At 72.6% G+C, this 13380-nt stretch carries 12 protein-coding genes; 8 read left to right on the top strand and 4 right to left on the bottom strand.

From position 1 onward, the window contains the following. Positions 1–130 precede the first annotated feature (130 nt). From whiG to rlmN, 8 genes are all read left to right on the top strand, one after another. A complete protein-coding gene (whiG, locus tag ACFXAM_RS11590; protein ID WP_380289906.1) occupies positions 131–1069 on the top strand; it encodes an RNA polymerase sigma factor WhiG in 939 nt (312 codons plus the stop codon). A 161-nt stretch (positions 1070–1230) separates the two neighbouring features. Continuing rightward, the gene (locus ACFXAM_RS11585) at positions 1231–1803 is read left to right on the top strand and encodes a TetR/AcrR family transcriptional regulator (RefSeq protein WP_380289946.1); all 573 of its coding nucleotides are present in this window, start codon (positions 1231–1233) and stop codon (positions 1801–1803) included. 1292 nt (positions 1804–3095) lie between these two features. After that, a complete protein-coding gene (gene rpsB / locus ACFXAM_RS11580) occupies positions 3096–3944 on the top strand; it encodes a 30S ribosomal protein S2 (protein ID WP_380289904.1) in 849 nt (282 codons plus the stop codon). Positions 3945–4073: 129 nt separating this feature from the next. Next, positions 4074–4913: a translation elongation factor Ts gene (tsf, locus tag ACFXAM_RS11575; RefSeq protein WP_380289902.1), complete on the top strand. Its 840-nt coding sequence runs from the start codon at positions 4074–4076 to the stop codon at positions 4911–4913. 261 nt (positions 4914–5174) lie between these two features. Continuing rightward, positions 5175–5939: a UMP kinase gene (gene pyrH / locus ACFXAM_RS11570; RefSeq protein ID WP_380289900.1), complete on the top strand. Its 765-nt coding sequence runs from the start codon at positions 5175–5177 to the stop codon at positions 5937–5939. A 96-nt stretch (positions 5940–6035) separates the two neighbouring features. Next, complete coding sequence (gene frr / locus ACFXAM_RS11565) at positions 6036–6593, top strand: ribosome recycling factor (RefSeq protein WP_350568693.1); 558 nt, start codon at positions 6036–6038, stop codon at positions 6591–6593. Between the two features lie 251 nt (positions 6594–6844). Then, the gene (locus ACFXAM_RS11560) at positions 6845–7987 is read left to right on the top strand and encodes a phosphatidate cytidylyltransferase (RefSeq protein WP_380289898.1); all 1143 of its coding nucleotides are present in this window, start codon (positions 6845–6847) and stop codon (positions 7985–7987) included. A gap of 76 nt (positions 7988–8063) precedes the next feature. After that, complete coding sequence (gene rlmN / locus ACFXAM_RS11555; protein ID WP_380289897.1) at positions 8064–9164, top strand: 23S rRNA (adenine(2503)-C(2))-methyltransferase RlmN; 1101 nt, start codon at positions 8064–8066, stop codon at positions 9162–9164. A gap of 61 nt (positions 9165–9225) precedes the next feature. Here rlmN and ACFXAM_RS11550 read toward each other — a convergent pair whose 3' ends face one another. The 4 genes from ACFXAM_RS11550 to ACFXAM_RS11535 form a co-directional block, all read right to left on the bottom strand. Beyond that, entirely contained in the window at positions 9226–10377 is a 1152-nt protein-coding gene (locus ACFXAM_RS11550) for a hypothetical protein (RefSeq protein WP_380289895.1), read from the bottom strand. Positions 10378–10387: 10 nt separating this feature from the next. Further along, entirely contained in the window at positions 10388–11143 is a 756-nt protein-coding gene (locus tag ACFXAM_RS11545; RefSeq protein WP_380289893.1) for an ABC transporter ATP-binding protein, read from the bottom strand. Between the two features lie 220 nt (positions 11144–11363). Next, positions 11364–12758 (bottom strand): aspartate aminotransferase family protein, encoded by a 1395-nt coding sequence (locus ACFXAM_RS11540; protein WP_380289891.1) that lies wholly within the window; start codon positions 12756–12758, stop codon positions 11364–11366. After that, positions 12755–13228: an Lrp/AsnC family transcriptional regulator gene (locus ACFXAM_RS11535; protein WP_030243538.1), complete on the bottom strand. Its 474-nt coding sequence runs from the start codon at positions 13226–13228 to the stop codon at positions 12755–12757. Before ACFXAM_RS11535 ends, ACFXAM_RS11540 begins: the two co-directional genes overlap by 4 nt. Positions 13229–13380 lie beyond the last annotated feature (152 nt).

The raw sequence follows: 13380 nt of genomic DNA, 5'->3' as shown, positions 1-13380 counted from the left end.
GCCATGCCTTCCCTATCAGCACATGACTCGGCAGAACGGCGCAGACCAACGTATGCCCACACACATTCCCGGACACCGAGTGACCGGTGGCGCCCGGTCCTCGGGAGGGCCGCGTACCGAGCGGCGCACCGTGACCGAGTTCCCGTCCAAGGCCACGGGCGGGATGGGGGCCCTCGCACGGCAGGGCGGTCGCCCGGCGCACCCCGGGGCGCACGACGACCGTCCGGACGCGCCCGGCGCTTCCGCCGACCCGGCCGCCCTCGCGTCGACCGAGGCGCCGGCCGCCCGCCGGGAGGCGGGCGGGCGCGAGCGCACGGCGCTCGAAGAGCTCTGGCGCGCCTACAAGGAGACGGCCGACCAGCGGCTGCGGGAGCAGCTGATCCTGCACTACTCACCGCTCGTCAAGTACGTGGCCGGCCGGGTCGGGGTCGGCCTGCCCTCCAACGTCGAGCAGGCCGACTTCGTCTCCTCGGGCGTCTTCGGGCTGATCGACGCGATCGAGAAGTTCGACATCGAACGCGCCATCAAGTTCGAGACCTACGCCATCAGCCGGATCCGCGGCGCGATCATCGACGAGCTGCGGGCGCTGGACTGGATCCCGCGCTCGGTGCGGCAGAAGGCGAAGGCGGTCGAGCGGACGTACGCGACGCTGGAGGCCCGGCTGCGGCGGACGCCGAGCGAGCCCGAGGTGGCGGCCGAGATGGGCATCGCCATCGAGGACCTGCACGCCATCTTCAGCCAGCTCTCGCTCGCCAACGTGGTGGCGCTCGACGAACTGCTGCACCCCGTCGGCGAGGGCGGCGACCGGCTCAGCCTGATGGACACCCTGGAGGACCACGGTGCCGACAACCCGGTGGAGGTGGCCGAGGACCGCGAGCTGCGGCGGCTGCTGGCGCAGGCCGTGAACACGCTCCCCGAACGGGAGAAGACCGTGGTGACCCTCTACTACTACGAGGGCCTGACCCTCGCCGAGATCGGCCAGGTGCTCGGGGTGACGGAGAGCCGGGTCAGCCAGATCCACACCAAGTCGGTGCTCCAGTTGCGCGCCAAGCTGTCGGACATCCGCTAGCGGGCGGCGCGGTCGCCCGCCGCAGGGTGCGCCGCGCACGCCCGTTCCACGCCCTGCGCCCCGGTACGCATCCCTCCGCATCGCACGGACGCGCGGCACCGTACCGGCGGGATGTAGGGCTCCGTACAGTGGAGTGCGTGCCGAAGATCCGAGCAGCCAGTGTGGCCGAGCACCGTCAGATGCAGCGGGCAGCCCTCCTCGACGCTGCCCGCAGTCTCCTCACCGAGGGAGGCATGGAAGCCCTGACCTTCCCCGCGCTCGCGGCGCGCACGGGGCTGGCGCGGTCCTCGGTGTACGAGTACTTCCGTTCGCGGGCGGCCGTGGTCGAGGCGCTCTGCGAGAGCGACTTCCCGCTCTGGGCCGCCGAGATCGAGGCCGGGATGGCGAGCCGGGACACCGCCGCCGAGCGGATCGAGGCCTACGTCCGGGGCCAGCTCGCGCTGGCGGCCGACCCGCGCCACCGGGCGGTCGCCGCGATCTCCGCGCTGGAGCTGGACGACGCGGCGCGTGAGCGCATCCGGGCGGCGCACGGGACCCTGGTGGGGCTGGTGGTCCAGGCCCTGGAGGACCTCGGCCACGAACAGCCCCGGCTGGCCGCCGCGCTGCTGCAGGGCATCGTCGAGGCGGCCGTGCGCCAGTCGGAGCAGCGGGCGGCCGGGGGCCGAGGGGAGAGTCCCGAGGTGATCGCGGACGCCGCCGTCGCCCTCGCCCTGCACGGTCTCGGACCGAGCTGATCGGCCGCGCGCGGTCCCGGGGGAGTGGGTCCGCGAGCGGCAGCAGCCGCGCCCGGCCGGTGCCGAACAGGGCCAGCGGATCGAGGTAGTGCCGTCCGCGCAGCAGTCCCCAGTGCAGGCAGGCGCCGCCGGAGCAGTGGCCGGCCCCGTCGGCGAGCCGCCCGATCACCTGGCCCGCGGCCACGGCGGTGCCCACCGGGACGCTGCCGGCCACCGGGAGATACGTGGTCCGCAACGGCGAGGCGGCGGAAGCCGGAGAAGCCCCGGAAGCCGGAGATGCGCCGGAGGCCGCAGAGGCAGCAGAAGCCGGGGGAACCCCCGCCGTCGTGAGGGTGACCGTGACCACCGGCCGCCCCGCCACCGGCCCGGCGAACGTCACCACCCCGGGAGCCGCCGCCCGGACCTCCGCGCCGGGAGCGGCGGCCAGGTCGACGCCCCGGTGCCCCGCACCCCACGGCCGCGCCGGCGCCTCGAAGCGGCGGACCACGGCGGACGGCCCGCCGTCCGGCCCGTCCACCGGCCACGCCCGCCCACCACGGCCACCCTCGCCCGCCGCCGCGCGCCCAGCCGCACCAGCCCACCCCGCGGGCAGCAGCACCCCCGCCACCACCCCCAACACCACCCCCAGAACCCCCAGCACGATCACCGGCACCCGCCGGCCGCACCGCGGCGCCCCGCCCGCCGCGCCGTCCCCCGGCCCGTCCCCCGGCCCGCCCGCCGTACCGTCCGAAGCACCCGGCCCCGCAGGGCCGGCTGGAACCCGAGCAGCAGCAGTCATGCCGCCGAGGCTCCCCGCCCCGCGCGGGCCCGGCCACCCCCGCCCCGGAACCTGTGGACAACCACACCCTGTGGATCACGGACGTCCCTCCAACGGGTGTACTCCGCGGGGTTCACGGGGGCCCGGCGGCGCCGTCCGGGCGCTCCGGACCAGGCGCGTCCCCGGCCGCCCGCCCCGTGCGGAGTCGCCCCGCGCTCGGCGCTTCCCGTACACTTCACACGCGACCCGGTCCGCCGGGTCGACTTCGCACGCCCCGCCACCGGTGGACGCAAGCGGCTCCGCCGCCGCCCCCGCCAGGTGCGAGTGCCGCTCGGTCCGCCGAGCCCGGCCGGTCCCCGGACCGCCGGGTGGAAGCGGCTCGGCACGTTCGGGGCGTCAGGCGTGGCTGTCACCTGGCCGCCACGGACAAACCGAGCCTGACCCGGCCGTTCGCACGTGCCGAGCGGGGAGCGCCACCGTGCGCCGACCGCGACGCGTGCGCCGGAGCCGGGCGTAACACCTGAGGAGCACGGCCATGGCCGTCGTCACGATGCGGGAGCTGCTGGAGAGCGGCGTCCACTTCGGTCACCAGACCCGCCGCTGGAACCCGAAGATGAAGCGCTTCATCATCACCGAGCGCAACGGCATCTACATCATCGACCTCCTGCAGTCGCTGAACTACATCGACCGCGCCTTCGAGTTCATCAAGGAGACCGTTGCCCACGGCGGCAGCGTCCTCTTCGTCGGCACGAAGAAGCAGGCCCAGGAGGCCATCGCCGAGCAGGCCACCCGCGTGGGCATGCCCTACGTGAACCAGCGCTGGCTCGGCGGCATGCTGACCAACTTCTCGACCGTCTACAAGCGCCTGCAGCGCCTCAAGGAGCTCGGCGAGCTGGACTTCTCGGACGTGGCCGGCTCCGGCCTCACCAAGAAGGAGCTCCTGGTCCTCCAGCGCGAGCACGACAAGCTGGAGAAGACCCTCGGCGGTATCCGCGACATGCAGCGCGTTCCCAGCGCCGTCTGGATCGTGGACACCAAGAAGGAGCACATCGCGGTCGGCGAGGCCCGGAAGCTCAACATCCCGGTCGTCGCCATCCTCGACACCAACTGCGACCCCGACGAGGTCGACTACAAGATCCCGGGCAACGACGACGCGATCCGCTCCGTCACCCTGCTGACCCGTGTGATCGCCGACGCCGTCGCCGAGGGCCTCAAGGCCCGCGCGGGTGTCGCCAAGGGCGACGTCAAGGCCGAGCCGGGCGCCGACCAGCCGCTCGCCGACTGGGAGAAGGACCTCCTGGAGGGTGAGAAGAAGGCCGAGGAGGCCCCCGCCGCCGCCGAGGCGCCCGCCGCCGAGGCCGAGGCTCCGGCCGAGCAGGCCTGACGTACCAAGGGTGAGGGGCACCCGCCGGTACGACACCGGTCGGTGCCCCTCTCTCCCGTGCCTGGGCCGAACCACCGGCCCCGGTGCTACCCCACGCAGACACGCGAGACGCGAGAAGAGATTCACACCATGGCGAACTTCACCGCCGCGGACGTCAAGAAGCTCCGTGAGCTCACCGGCGCCGGCATGATGGACTGCAAGAAGGCCCTGGACGAGGCCGAGGGCAACGTCGAGAAGGCCGTCGAGATCCTTCGCATCAAGGGCCAGAAGGGCGTTGCCAAGCGCGAGGGCCGCGACGCCTCCAACGGTGCCGTCGCCGCGCTCATCGCCGAGGACAAGAAGTCCGGCGTCCTGGTCGAGCTGAACTGCGAGACCGACTTCGTCGCCAAGGGTGACAACTTCGTCCAGGTCGCCGACGCGATCGCCGCCCACGTCGCCGCCACCGCCCCGGCCGACCTGGACGCCGCCCTCGCCTCCGAGATCGAGGCCGGCAAGACCGTCCAGCAGTTCGTCGACGAGGCCAACGCGACCCTGGGCGAGAAGATCGTCTTCCGCCGCTTCGCGCAGTTCGACGGCGACGGCTTCGTCGCGGTCTACCTGCACAAGACCAGCCCCGACCTGCCGCCGGCCGTCGGCGTCCTGGTCGAGCTGGACAAGGAGAACGCCGAGGTCGCCAAGGACGTCGCGCAGCACATCGCCGCCTTCGCGCCGAAGTTCCTGTCCCGCGAGGACATCCCGGCCGAGGACCTGGAGAACGAGCGCCGCGTCGCCGAGGCCACCGCTCGCGAGGAGGGCAAGCCGGAGGCCGCCCTGCCGAAGATCGTCGAGGGCCGCGTCACCGGCTTCGTGAAGGAGAACTCCGTCCTGGAGCAGGCCTTCGCGAAGGACACCAAGAAGACCGTCGCCAAGGTCCTCGAGGAGAACGGCGTCGCCCTCAAGCGCTTCGCCCGCTTCCGCGTCGGCGCCTGAGCCACGTTCCACCCGGGCTTCCGGCCGTAGGCTGGAAACCGCCCCCGCCCGCTGACCAGGGCGGTGGGGAACGCGCCGTACGGGCTCACCCAGCGCCATCCGTCCATGGGCGAGCCGCGTCGGCAGCATGAACGACGAGGAGGCCATTGCCGTGCAGGACACCGAACCGGTTCCCGCGGCAGTGGCCTCCTCGCGTGTACGCGCAGGCCGGTCATCCGCACGTCCGCGCCTGTGAACCAGTAGGTGTAGAAGGAGAAGTCCATGCAGGAGACGCAGGAGACCGCGCAGGACACCCACGGCGGCACGCGCCGCCGGGTTCTGCTGAAGCTGTCCGGTGAGGCCTTCGCCGGCGGCGGCGGGCTCGGCGTCGATCCGGACGTCGTGCACGCGATCGCCCGCGAGATCGCCACGGTCGTCCGCGCGGGCACCGAGGTCGCCGTGGTGATCGGCGGCGGGAACTTCTTCCGCGGCGCCGAGCTCCAGGTCCGCGGCATGGACCGGGCCCGCTCGGACTACATGGGCATGCTCGGCACGGTGATGAACTGCCTCGCGCTCCAGGACTTCCTGGTGAAGGAGGGCATCGAGACCCGGGTCCAGACCGCCATCACGATGGGCCAGGTCGCCGAGCCGTACCTGCCGCTGCGCGCCGTCCGGCACCTGGAGAAGGGCCGTGTGGTGATCTTCGGCGCCGGTATGGGCATGCCGTACTTCTCCACCGACACCACGGCCGTGCAGCGCGCCCTGGAGATCCACGCCGACATCCTGCTGATGGGCAAGAACGGGGTGGACGGCGTCTACGACGCGGACCCCCGGACCAACCCGGACGCGGTCAAGTTCGACGCGCTGGAGTACTCCGAGGTCATCGCACGTGATCTCAAGGTCGCCGACCTCACCGCGATCACGCTCTGCAAGGACAACAACCTGCCGATGCTGGTCTTCGAGCTGCTCGCGGAGGGCAATATCGCGCGGGCGGTGAAGAGTGAGAAGATCGGCACACTCATCAGCCAGGATTCTGTCCGGGCCTGAGCAGCAACCAGCCGCACCGGACGGCGCCGCCGCCGCGAGGCCCCGCCGCCGACTCCGGTCGGGACAACAGCAGATGAACCGGACAGGGAGATCACAGTGATCGAAGAGACCCTCCTCGACGCCGAGGAGAAGATGGAGAAGGCCGTCGCCCACGCCAAGGACGACTTCGCCGCCATCCGCACCGGCCGCGCGCACCCGGCGATGTTCGCCAAGATCGTCGCGGAGTACTACGGCGCCGTGACGCCGATCAACCAGCTGGCGTCCTTCTCCGTCCCGGAGCCCCGGATGGCGGTCGTCTCGCCGTTCGACAAGACCGCGCTGAAGGCCATCGAGCAGGCGATCCGTGACTCCGACCTGGGCGTCAACCCGTCGAACGACGGTTCCATCATCCGGGTCGTGCTCCCCGAGCTGACCGAGGAGCGCCGCCGTGAGTTCATCAAGATCGCCCGGGGCAAGGGCGAGGACGCCAAGGTCTCGATCCGCGCCGTGCGCCGCAAGGCCAAGGACGCGATCGACAAGCTGGTGAAGGACGGCGAGGTCGGCGAGGACGACGGCCGCCGCGCCGAGAAGGAGCTCGACGACACCACGGCCAAGTACGTGGCCTCCGTCGACGAGCTGCTGAAGCACAAGGAAGCCGAGCTGCTCGAGGTCTGATGAACGACGCCCCTGACGCCCCTGGCTACTGGGGCCCGTCCGACCAGCAGTACCAGCCGTACCGGCCGCACCAGCCTGCGCAGGCACCAGCCGCACCTGCGCAGGCTCGCGGCATACCCGGGCACCCGGCGCAGCAGGCCGGCCCGCCCGGGCCGTACGGGCCGTACGGCACGAACGACCCCGGCCACCGAACGGGTCACTCCCAGCAGCCCCCGGTGTACTGGGACCCGGACGCGGAGGAGACTCAGGTCATGCCTCCCGTACCGGCCGACCCGGGCCCGCAGCCCGTGCCCCCGCCCGGGGCCGACCCCGCCGAGGGGCCGGCCCGGGAGTCCGGCCGGCTGAGCGGACCGCTGTTCCGCGACGAGCAGCCCGGGACGCCGGAGCCGGGTGCGTCGGAGACGGTCGTGCTGCGCGCGATCACCGACGACACCCCGCCCCCCGCCCCCGCGGGCGGGCCGCACCCCGGCCCGCCGGGCGGACCGGCGGCGGGGCAGCCCTTCCTCGTGCCGTCGTCCCACCCAGGGCAGGAGACACCCGTGGCCCAGGCCGATCCGCAGCCTCAGCCGCCGCAGCGCAAACAGCGCGGCGGCCGCAACCTCCAGGCCGCGATAGGCGTGGGCGTCGGCCTCGGCGCGGTGATCGTCGCCTCGCTGTTCGTCGTCAAGGCCCTGTTCCTGGTCGTGGTGATCGCGGCGGTGTCGGTCGGCGTCTGGGAGCTGACCAGCCGGCTGGCCGAGCGCAAGGAGATCAAGGCGCCGCTGGTCCCGCTGGTCGCGGGCGGCATCGCGATGGTCGCCACCGGCTACTGGTCGGGGATCCAGTGGGCGGCGGCCTCGCTCGCGCTCACCGGGCTCGCGGTGATGGTCTGGCGGATGACCGAGCCGCCCGAGAACTACCTGCGGGACATAACGGCGGGCATCTTCACCGCCTTCTACGTCCCGTTCCTCGCCACCTTCGTGGCGATGATGCTGGCGGCCGACGACGGCCCGCAGCGGATCGTGCTCTTCCTCATCGTCACGGTGTGCAGCGACACCGGGGCCTACGCGGTGGGCTACAAGTTCGGCCGCACCAAGCTGGCGCCGACGATCAGCCCGGGCAAGACCCGCGAGGGCCTGGCCGGCGGCATCGGCCTGTCGATGCTGGCGGGCGCGCTGCTGATGGAGCTGATCATCGACGGCGGCAGCTGGTGGCAGGGCCTGATCCTGGGCGGCTGCGCGGCGGTCACCGCGACCCTGGGCGACCTCGGTGAGTCGATGATCAAGCGCGACCTCGGCATCAAGGACATGGGCACGCTGCTGCCCGGCCACGGCGGCATCATGGACCGGCTGGACTCGCTGCTGCCGACCGCCCCGGTGGTCTGGCTGCTGCTGGTGGCCTTCGTCGGCAGCTGAGCCGCAGCCCTCGCGCACAGGGGCCCCGGACGCACGGCGTCCGGGGCCCCCGCGCGTCTGCGACACTGGACGGACCATGCCTAAGCCCGGAGAACTCACCTTTGTCGCGCCGCGCGGCGCCAAGCCCCCGCGACACCTCGCCGACCTGAGCCCCGCCGAGCGCAAGGAGGCCGTCGCCGAGCTGGGCGAGCAGCCGTTCCGCGCCAAGCAGCTCTCCAACCACTACTTCGGCCGGATGTCGGACGACCCGGCGAGCTGGACGGACATCCCCGCCGCCAGCCGGGAGAAGCTCACCGGCAGTCTGCTGCCCGAGCTGATGTCGGTGGTGCGGCACGTGTCCTGCGACGACGACACCACCCGCAAGACGCTCTGGAAGCTGTTCGACGGCACGCTCGTCGAGTCGGTGCTGATGCGCTACCCGGACCGGGTCACCATGTGCATCAGCTCGCAGGCCGGCTGCGGCATGAACTGCCCGTTCTGCGCCACCGGCCAGGCGGGGCTGACCCGCAACCTGTCCACCGGCGAGATCGTCGAGCAGATCGCCGCCGGGATGCGCGCGCTCAAGGCCGGCGAGATCCCGGGCGGCGAGGCGCGTCTGTCCAACGTGGTCTTCATGGGCATGGGCGAGCCGCTGGCGAACTACAACCGGGTGCTGGCCGCGATCCGCCGGCTGACCGACCCGGCGCCGGACGGCTTCGGCCTCTCCCAGCGCGGCATCACCGTCTCCACCGTCGGCCTGGTCCCGGCGATGAACCGGTTGGCGGACGAGGGCCTCAGCTGCCGCCTGGCGCTGTCGCTGCACGCGCCGGACGACGAGCTGCGCGACGAGCTGGTGCCCGTCAACACCCGCTGGAAGGTCGCCGAGGTGCTGGACGCGGCGTGGAACTACGCCGAGAAGTCCGGCCGCCGGATCTCCATCGAGTACGCGCTGATCAAGGATATCAACGACCAGGCGTGGCGGGCGGACCTGCTCGGCCGGCTGATCAAGAACCACCGGGTGCACGTCAACCTGATCCCGCTGAACCCCACCCCGGGCTCCAAGTGGACCGCCTCCCGCCCCGAGGACGAGCGCGAGTTCGTCCGGCGCCTCCAGTCGCACGGTGTGCCGACCACGGTCCGCGACACCCGCGGCCAGGAGATCGACGGCGCCTGCGGCCAGCTCGCGGCGGCCGGCTGACCGGACGGCCGGACCGACGGACGGCCGGACCGACCGGCGCGCGGCTCTGGCCGCGCGCCGGTCAGCGCAGTCCGGCGGCCGCCAGGGCCGCGGTCGCCCCGCCGGTGACCAGCAGGACGGTCCCGGCCATCAGGGTCCGCAGCACCACGGCGCCGAACAGCAGCCGGGGCGCCGCGCCGAGCCTCAGCAGCGCCGCGGCGACGCCCCGGCGGGCGGTGCGCAGCTCGGCGAGCCGGACGGCCACCGCACCGGCCGTGCAGCCCAGGATCAGGCCGGCCTCGACGGCGGGCAGCACATCGGCGCTGCCGGGCTCGCCGAGCCAGTAGCGGACCGTGGTGAGCACCATGGCGAGCGCCAGGGTGAGCACGGCCAGCGGCGCCCCGAGCCGGCGGGCCTGCGCGGTCAGGCCGCGTCCGGCGAGCAGCCGCAGCGGGGTGGGCCGACCGAGCGCCAGCAGCCGGCCGGCCAGGGCGAGCAGCGGGCCGGTGAGCAGGGCGAGGCCGAGCGCGGAGGCGGCCCAGCCGCCGAGCGCGGCGGTGCTGGTGGTGCCGAGCCCGGCGGGCAGGTGGATCGGGCGGCCGTCGGCCGCGGCGCCGGGGCGCAGCGCGATGAGTTCCAGGGCGAGGCCGAGGACGGCGAGGCCGATCGGCAGGGCGAGCCGCCACGGGCCGAAGCCGGTCGGTTCGGGCCGGGAGCGGCCGGGCAGCGTCTCGGCGTGCGGGACGGCGCCGGCCGCGGCGAGGCCCGCGGTGAGCGGCACGAGCGTCAGCAGGGCGACCGGTGCGGCGGCCGGCAGGGCCACGCCCATGCCGAGTTCGTCGGCGAGCGCGGGCCCGGCGATGTCGTTGCGCAGGACCAGGAAGAGCAGCAGGGTGAGGCCGGCGCCGGTGCCGCAGGCGAGCGCGACCTCGCCGGCGATCAGGGCGCGGATCCGGCCGGCCCCGGCCCCGGCGGTGGTGAGCCCGGTGATCCGTTCGGCCCGCCGGGCGGGCAGGGCGCGGGCGGCGACGGCGGCGAACCAGGCGACCGCGGCCAGCGGCGGCAGGCACCAGAGCAGCCGGACGAGCGCGTCGGGACCGGCGGCCGGGTCGCTCATCGCGCGGCCGAGGGCGCGCAGCAGGAAGCCGGCGACGACGGCGCCGGCGAGGGCGGTGAGCAGCCAGCGGCCGAGGTCGAGGGCCCGGTAGCCGCGGGCCAGGCGGAGGTAGAACACGGCGGCCCTCTCAGCGGCCGGCGGCCGGGACGGCGGTGACCCCGGTCGTGCCGGGGGCCGGGGCGACCCGCGGCACGGGCGTGACGGGGCCGGTCAGGCGTCCGTCGACGAGGGCGACGGCGCGGTCGGCGTACCGGACGAGCTCGCGGTCGTGGGTGGCCAGCACGAGGGTGAGCTGGTGGGAGCGGGCCGCGCTGGTCAGTATCCGCATGACCTGCTCGGCGGTCTCGTGGTGCAGCGGCGCGGTGGGGTCGTCGGCGAAGACGACCGGCGGGAGCGGGGCGAGGGCGCGGGCGACGGCGATCCGCTGGCGCTGGCCCTGCACCAGCCGGTCGGGCCGGACCTTGGCGAGGTCGCCGATGTCCAGGCGCTCCAGCCACTCGTCGGCGGCGGTGTGGGCGGCCTTGCCGCCGGCGCCGGCCAGCAGCAGCGGCAGGGCGACGTTCTCCCGGGCGGTCAGTTCGGGCACCAGGTGCGGTTCGGAGCCGACGAAGCCGAAGCGGTCGCGGCGCAGCCGTTCCCGTCCGGCCCGTCCGAGGGTGTGCACCGGGGCGCTGTTGAACCAGACCTCGCCCTCGTCGACGGGGAGCAGCGCGGAGAGGCAGCCGAGCAGGGTGCTCTTGCCGGAGCCGCGCGGGCCGGTGACGGCGAGGACCTCGCCCTCCCGGACCCCGAGCGAGACGCCGCGCAGCGCGGGGGTGCCGTGATGGGACTTGACGATCCCCCGGGCCCACAGCACGTCGTTGTCAGGAGGGGCCGCTGCCATGAGGTTCCGTCCTGGGGGCCGCAGGGATATGACAGTCGTCAGATTAGAACGATCGGACCCGGGCGCGGGCGCGGCACACTGCTCCATCCGGGGCAAATCACCCGCAATCAGGCGTGTTTGATCCGAAGTGCGGTCCGATGAACGGACCGGGAACGCCGCAGGGCGGCCCCGCCGAAGCGGGACCGCCCTGTGACTGAGGGTGGGGAGGAAAGCAGGGGGATCAGAGCTTCGCCCACGCGTCGGTCAGGCTGGTCCGCAGGATCTGCTCGATCTCGTCGAAGGTCGACTGGTCGGAGATCAGCGGCGGGGCCAGCTGGATGACCGGGTCGCCACGGTCGTCGGCGCGGCAGTACAGGCCGTTGTCGAAGAGGGCCTTCGACAGGAAGCCGTAGAGGACGCGCTCGACCTCTTCGTCGTTGAAGGACTCCTTGGTGACCTTGTCCTTGACGAGCTCGATGCCGTAGAAGTACCCGTTGCCGCGGACGTCGCCGACGATCGGCAGGTCGCGCAGCTTGCTCAGGGTGTTCAGGAACGCCGACTCGTTGTCGAGCACGTGCTGGTTCAGGCCCTCGCGCTCGAAGATGTCGAGGTTGGCCAGCGCCACCGCGGAGGACACCGGGTGACCGCCGAAGGTGTAGCCGTGCAGGAAGGTGTTGTCACCCTTGTAGAACGGCTCGGCGAGGCGGTCCGAGATGATCGTGGCGCCGATCGGGGAGTAGCCCGAGGTCATGCCCTTGGCGCAGGTGATCATGTCGGGCTGGTAGCCGAACTTGTCGGCGCCGAACATGGTGCCCAGGCGGCCGAAGGCGCAGATGACCTCGTCCGAGACCAGCAGCACGTCGTGGCGGTCGCAGATCTCGCGCAGGCGCTGGAAGTACCCGGGCGGCGGCGGGAAGCAGCCACCGGCGTTCTGCACCGGCTCGACGAAGACGGCGGCGACGGTCTCGGCGCCCTCGTTGAGGATGGCCACCTCGATCTCGTCGGCGCACCAGCGGCCGTAGGCCTCGGGGTCGACCGTGCCGTCGGGGCCCTCCAGGAAGGCCGGGGCGCGGTAGATGTTGGTGTTCGGCGCCTTGTGGGTGCCCGGCACCAGCGGCTCGAACGGGGCCTTCAGGCCCGGCAGGCCGGTGATGGACAGGGCGCCCTGCGGGGTGCCGTGGTAGGCGACGGCGCGCGAGATGACCTTGTACTTGGTCGGCTTGCCGGTCAGCTTGAAGTACTGCTTGGCGAGCTTCCAGGCGGTCTCGACGGCCTCGCCGCCACCGGTGGAGAAGAAGACCTTGTTCAGGTCGCCCGGGGCGTAGTTGGCCAGGCGCTCGGCCAGCTCGACGGCCTTCGGGTGGGCGTAGCTCCACACCGGGAAGAAGGCGAGCTCCTTGGCCTGCTTGGCGGCGGCCTCGGCGAGCTCCTCACGGCCGTGGCCGGCCTGGACGACGAACAGGCCGGCGAGGCCGTCGAGGTACTTGCGTCCCTTGTCGTCCCAGACGTAGGTGCCCTCGCCCTTGACGATCGTCGGCACGGGAGAGTTCTCGTACGACGACATGCGGGTGAAGTGCATCCACAGGTGGTCGTAGGCGGTCTTGGAAAGGTCCTTCTGCGCCGGGTCGGCTGTCATCGGGTGCCCCAGGTGTAGGTCTGTTTCCGGAGCTTCAGGTAAACGAAGCTCTCGGTGCTCCGCACGCCGGGAAGCGCGCGGATGCGCTTGTTGATCAGTTCGAGCAGGTGCTCGTCGTCCTCGCAGACCAGTTCGGCCAGGAGGTCGAACGAGCCAGCGGTGCAGACGACGTAGTCGACCTCGTCGAGGGCGGCCAGCGCGTCGGCGACGGGTTCGATGTCGCCCTCGACCCGGATTCCGACCATCGCCTGGCGGGTGAAGCCGACGGTGAGCGGGTCCGTGACGGCGACGATCTGCATCACGCCCTGGTCGAGCAGCTTCTGGACGCGCTGCCGCACGGCCGCCTCGGACAGGCCGACGGCCTTGCCGATGGCGGCGTACGGGCGGCGCCCGTCCTCCTGGAGCTGCTCGATGATCGCCTTGGAGGCGGCGTCGAGGGGAACGCTGGCGTTCCGGTCGCGGTTGGCCACGCCGCCACTGTGCCCGATCGTTCCCCCGTTCGCAAGCGCAAGAGCTGCTGATTTCGTCGCGATCTTGGAAAACGCATGCGGATTTCATCGTCTCTGCGTTGCCAGCCTGTCGATACCGGCAGTCGTCGGGCTAACCTGGCCACGGTACGCGC

This window comes from Kitasatospora sp. NPDC059462 (assembly GCF_042749955.1).
GTDB lineage: Bacteria > Actinomycetota > Actinomycetes > Streptomycetales > Streptomycetaceae > Kitasatospora.
Note: the sequence above shows the minus strand (reverse complement) of the source record. Positions and strands in the feature narration are given on the sequence as shown.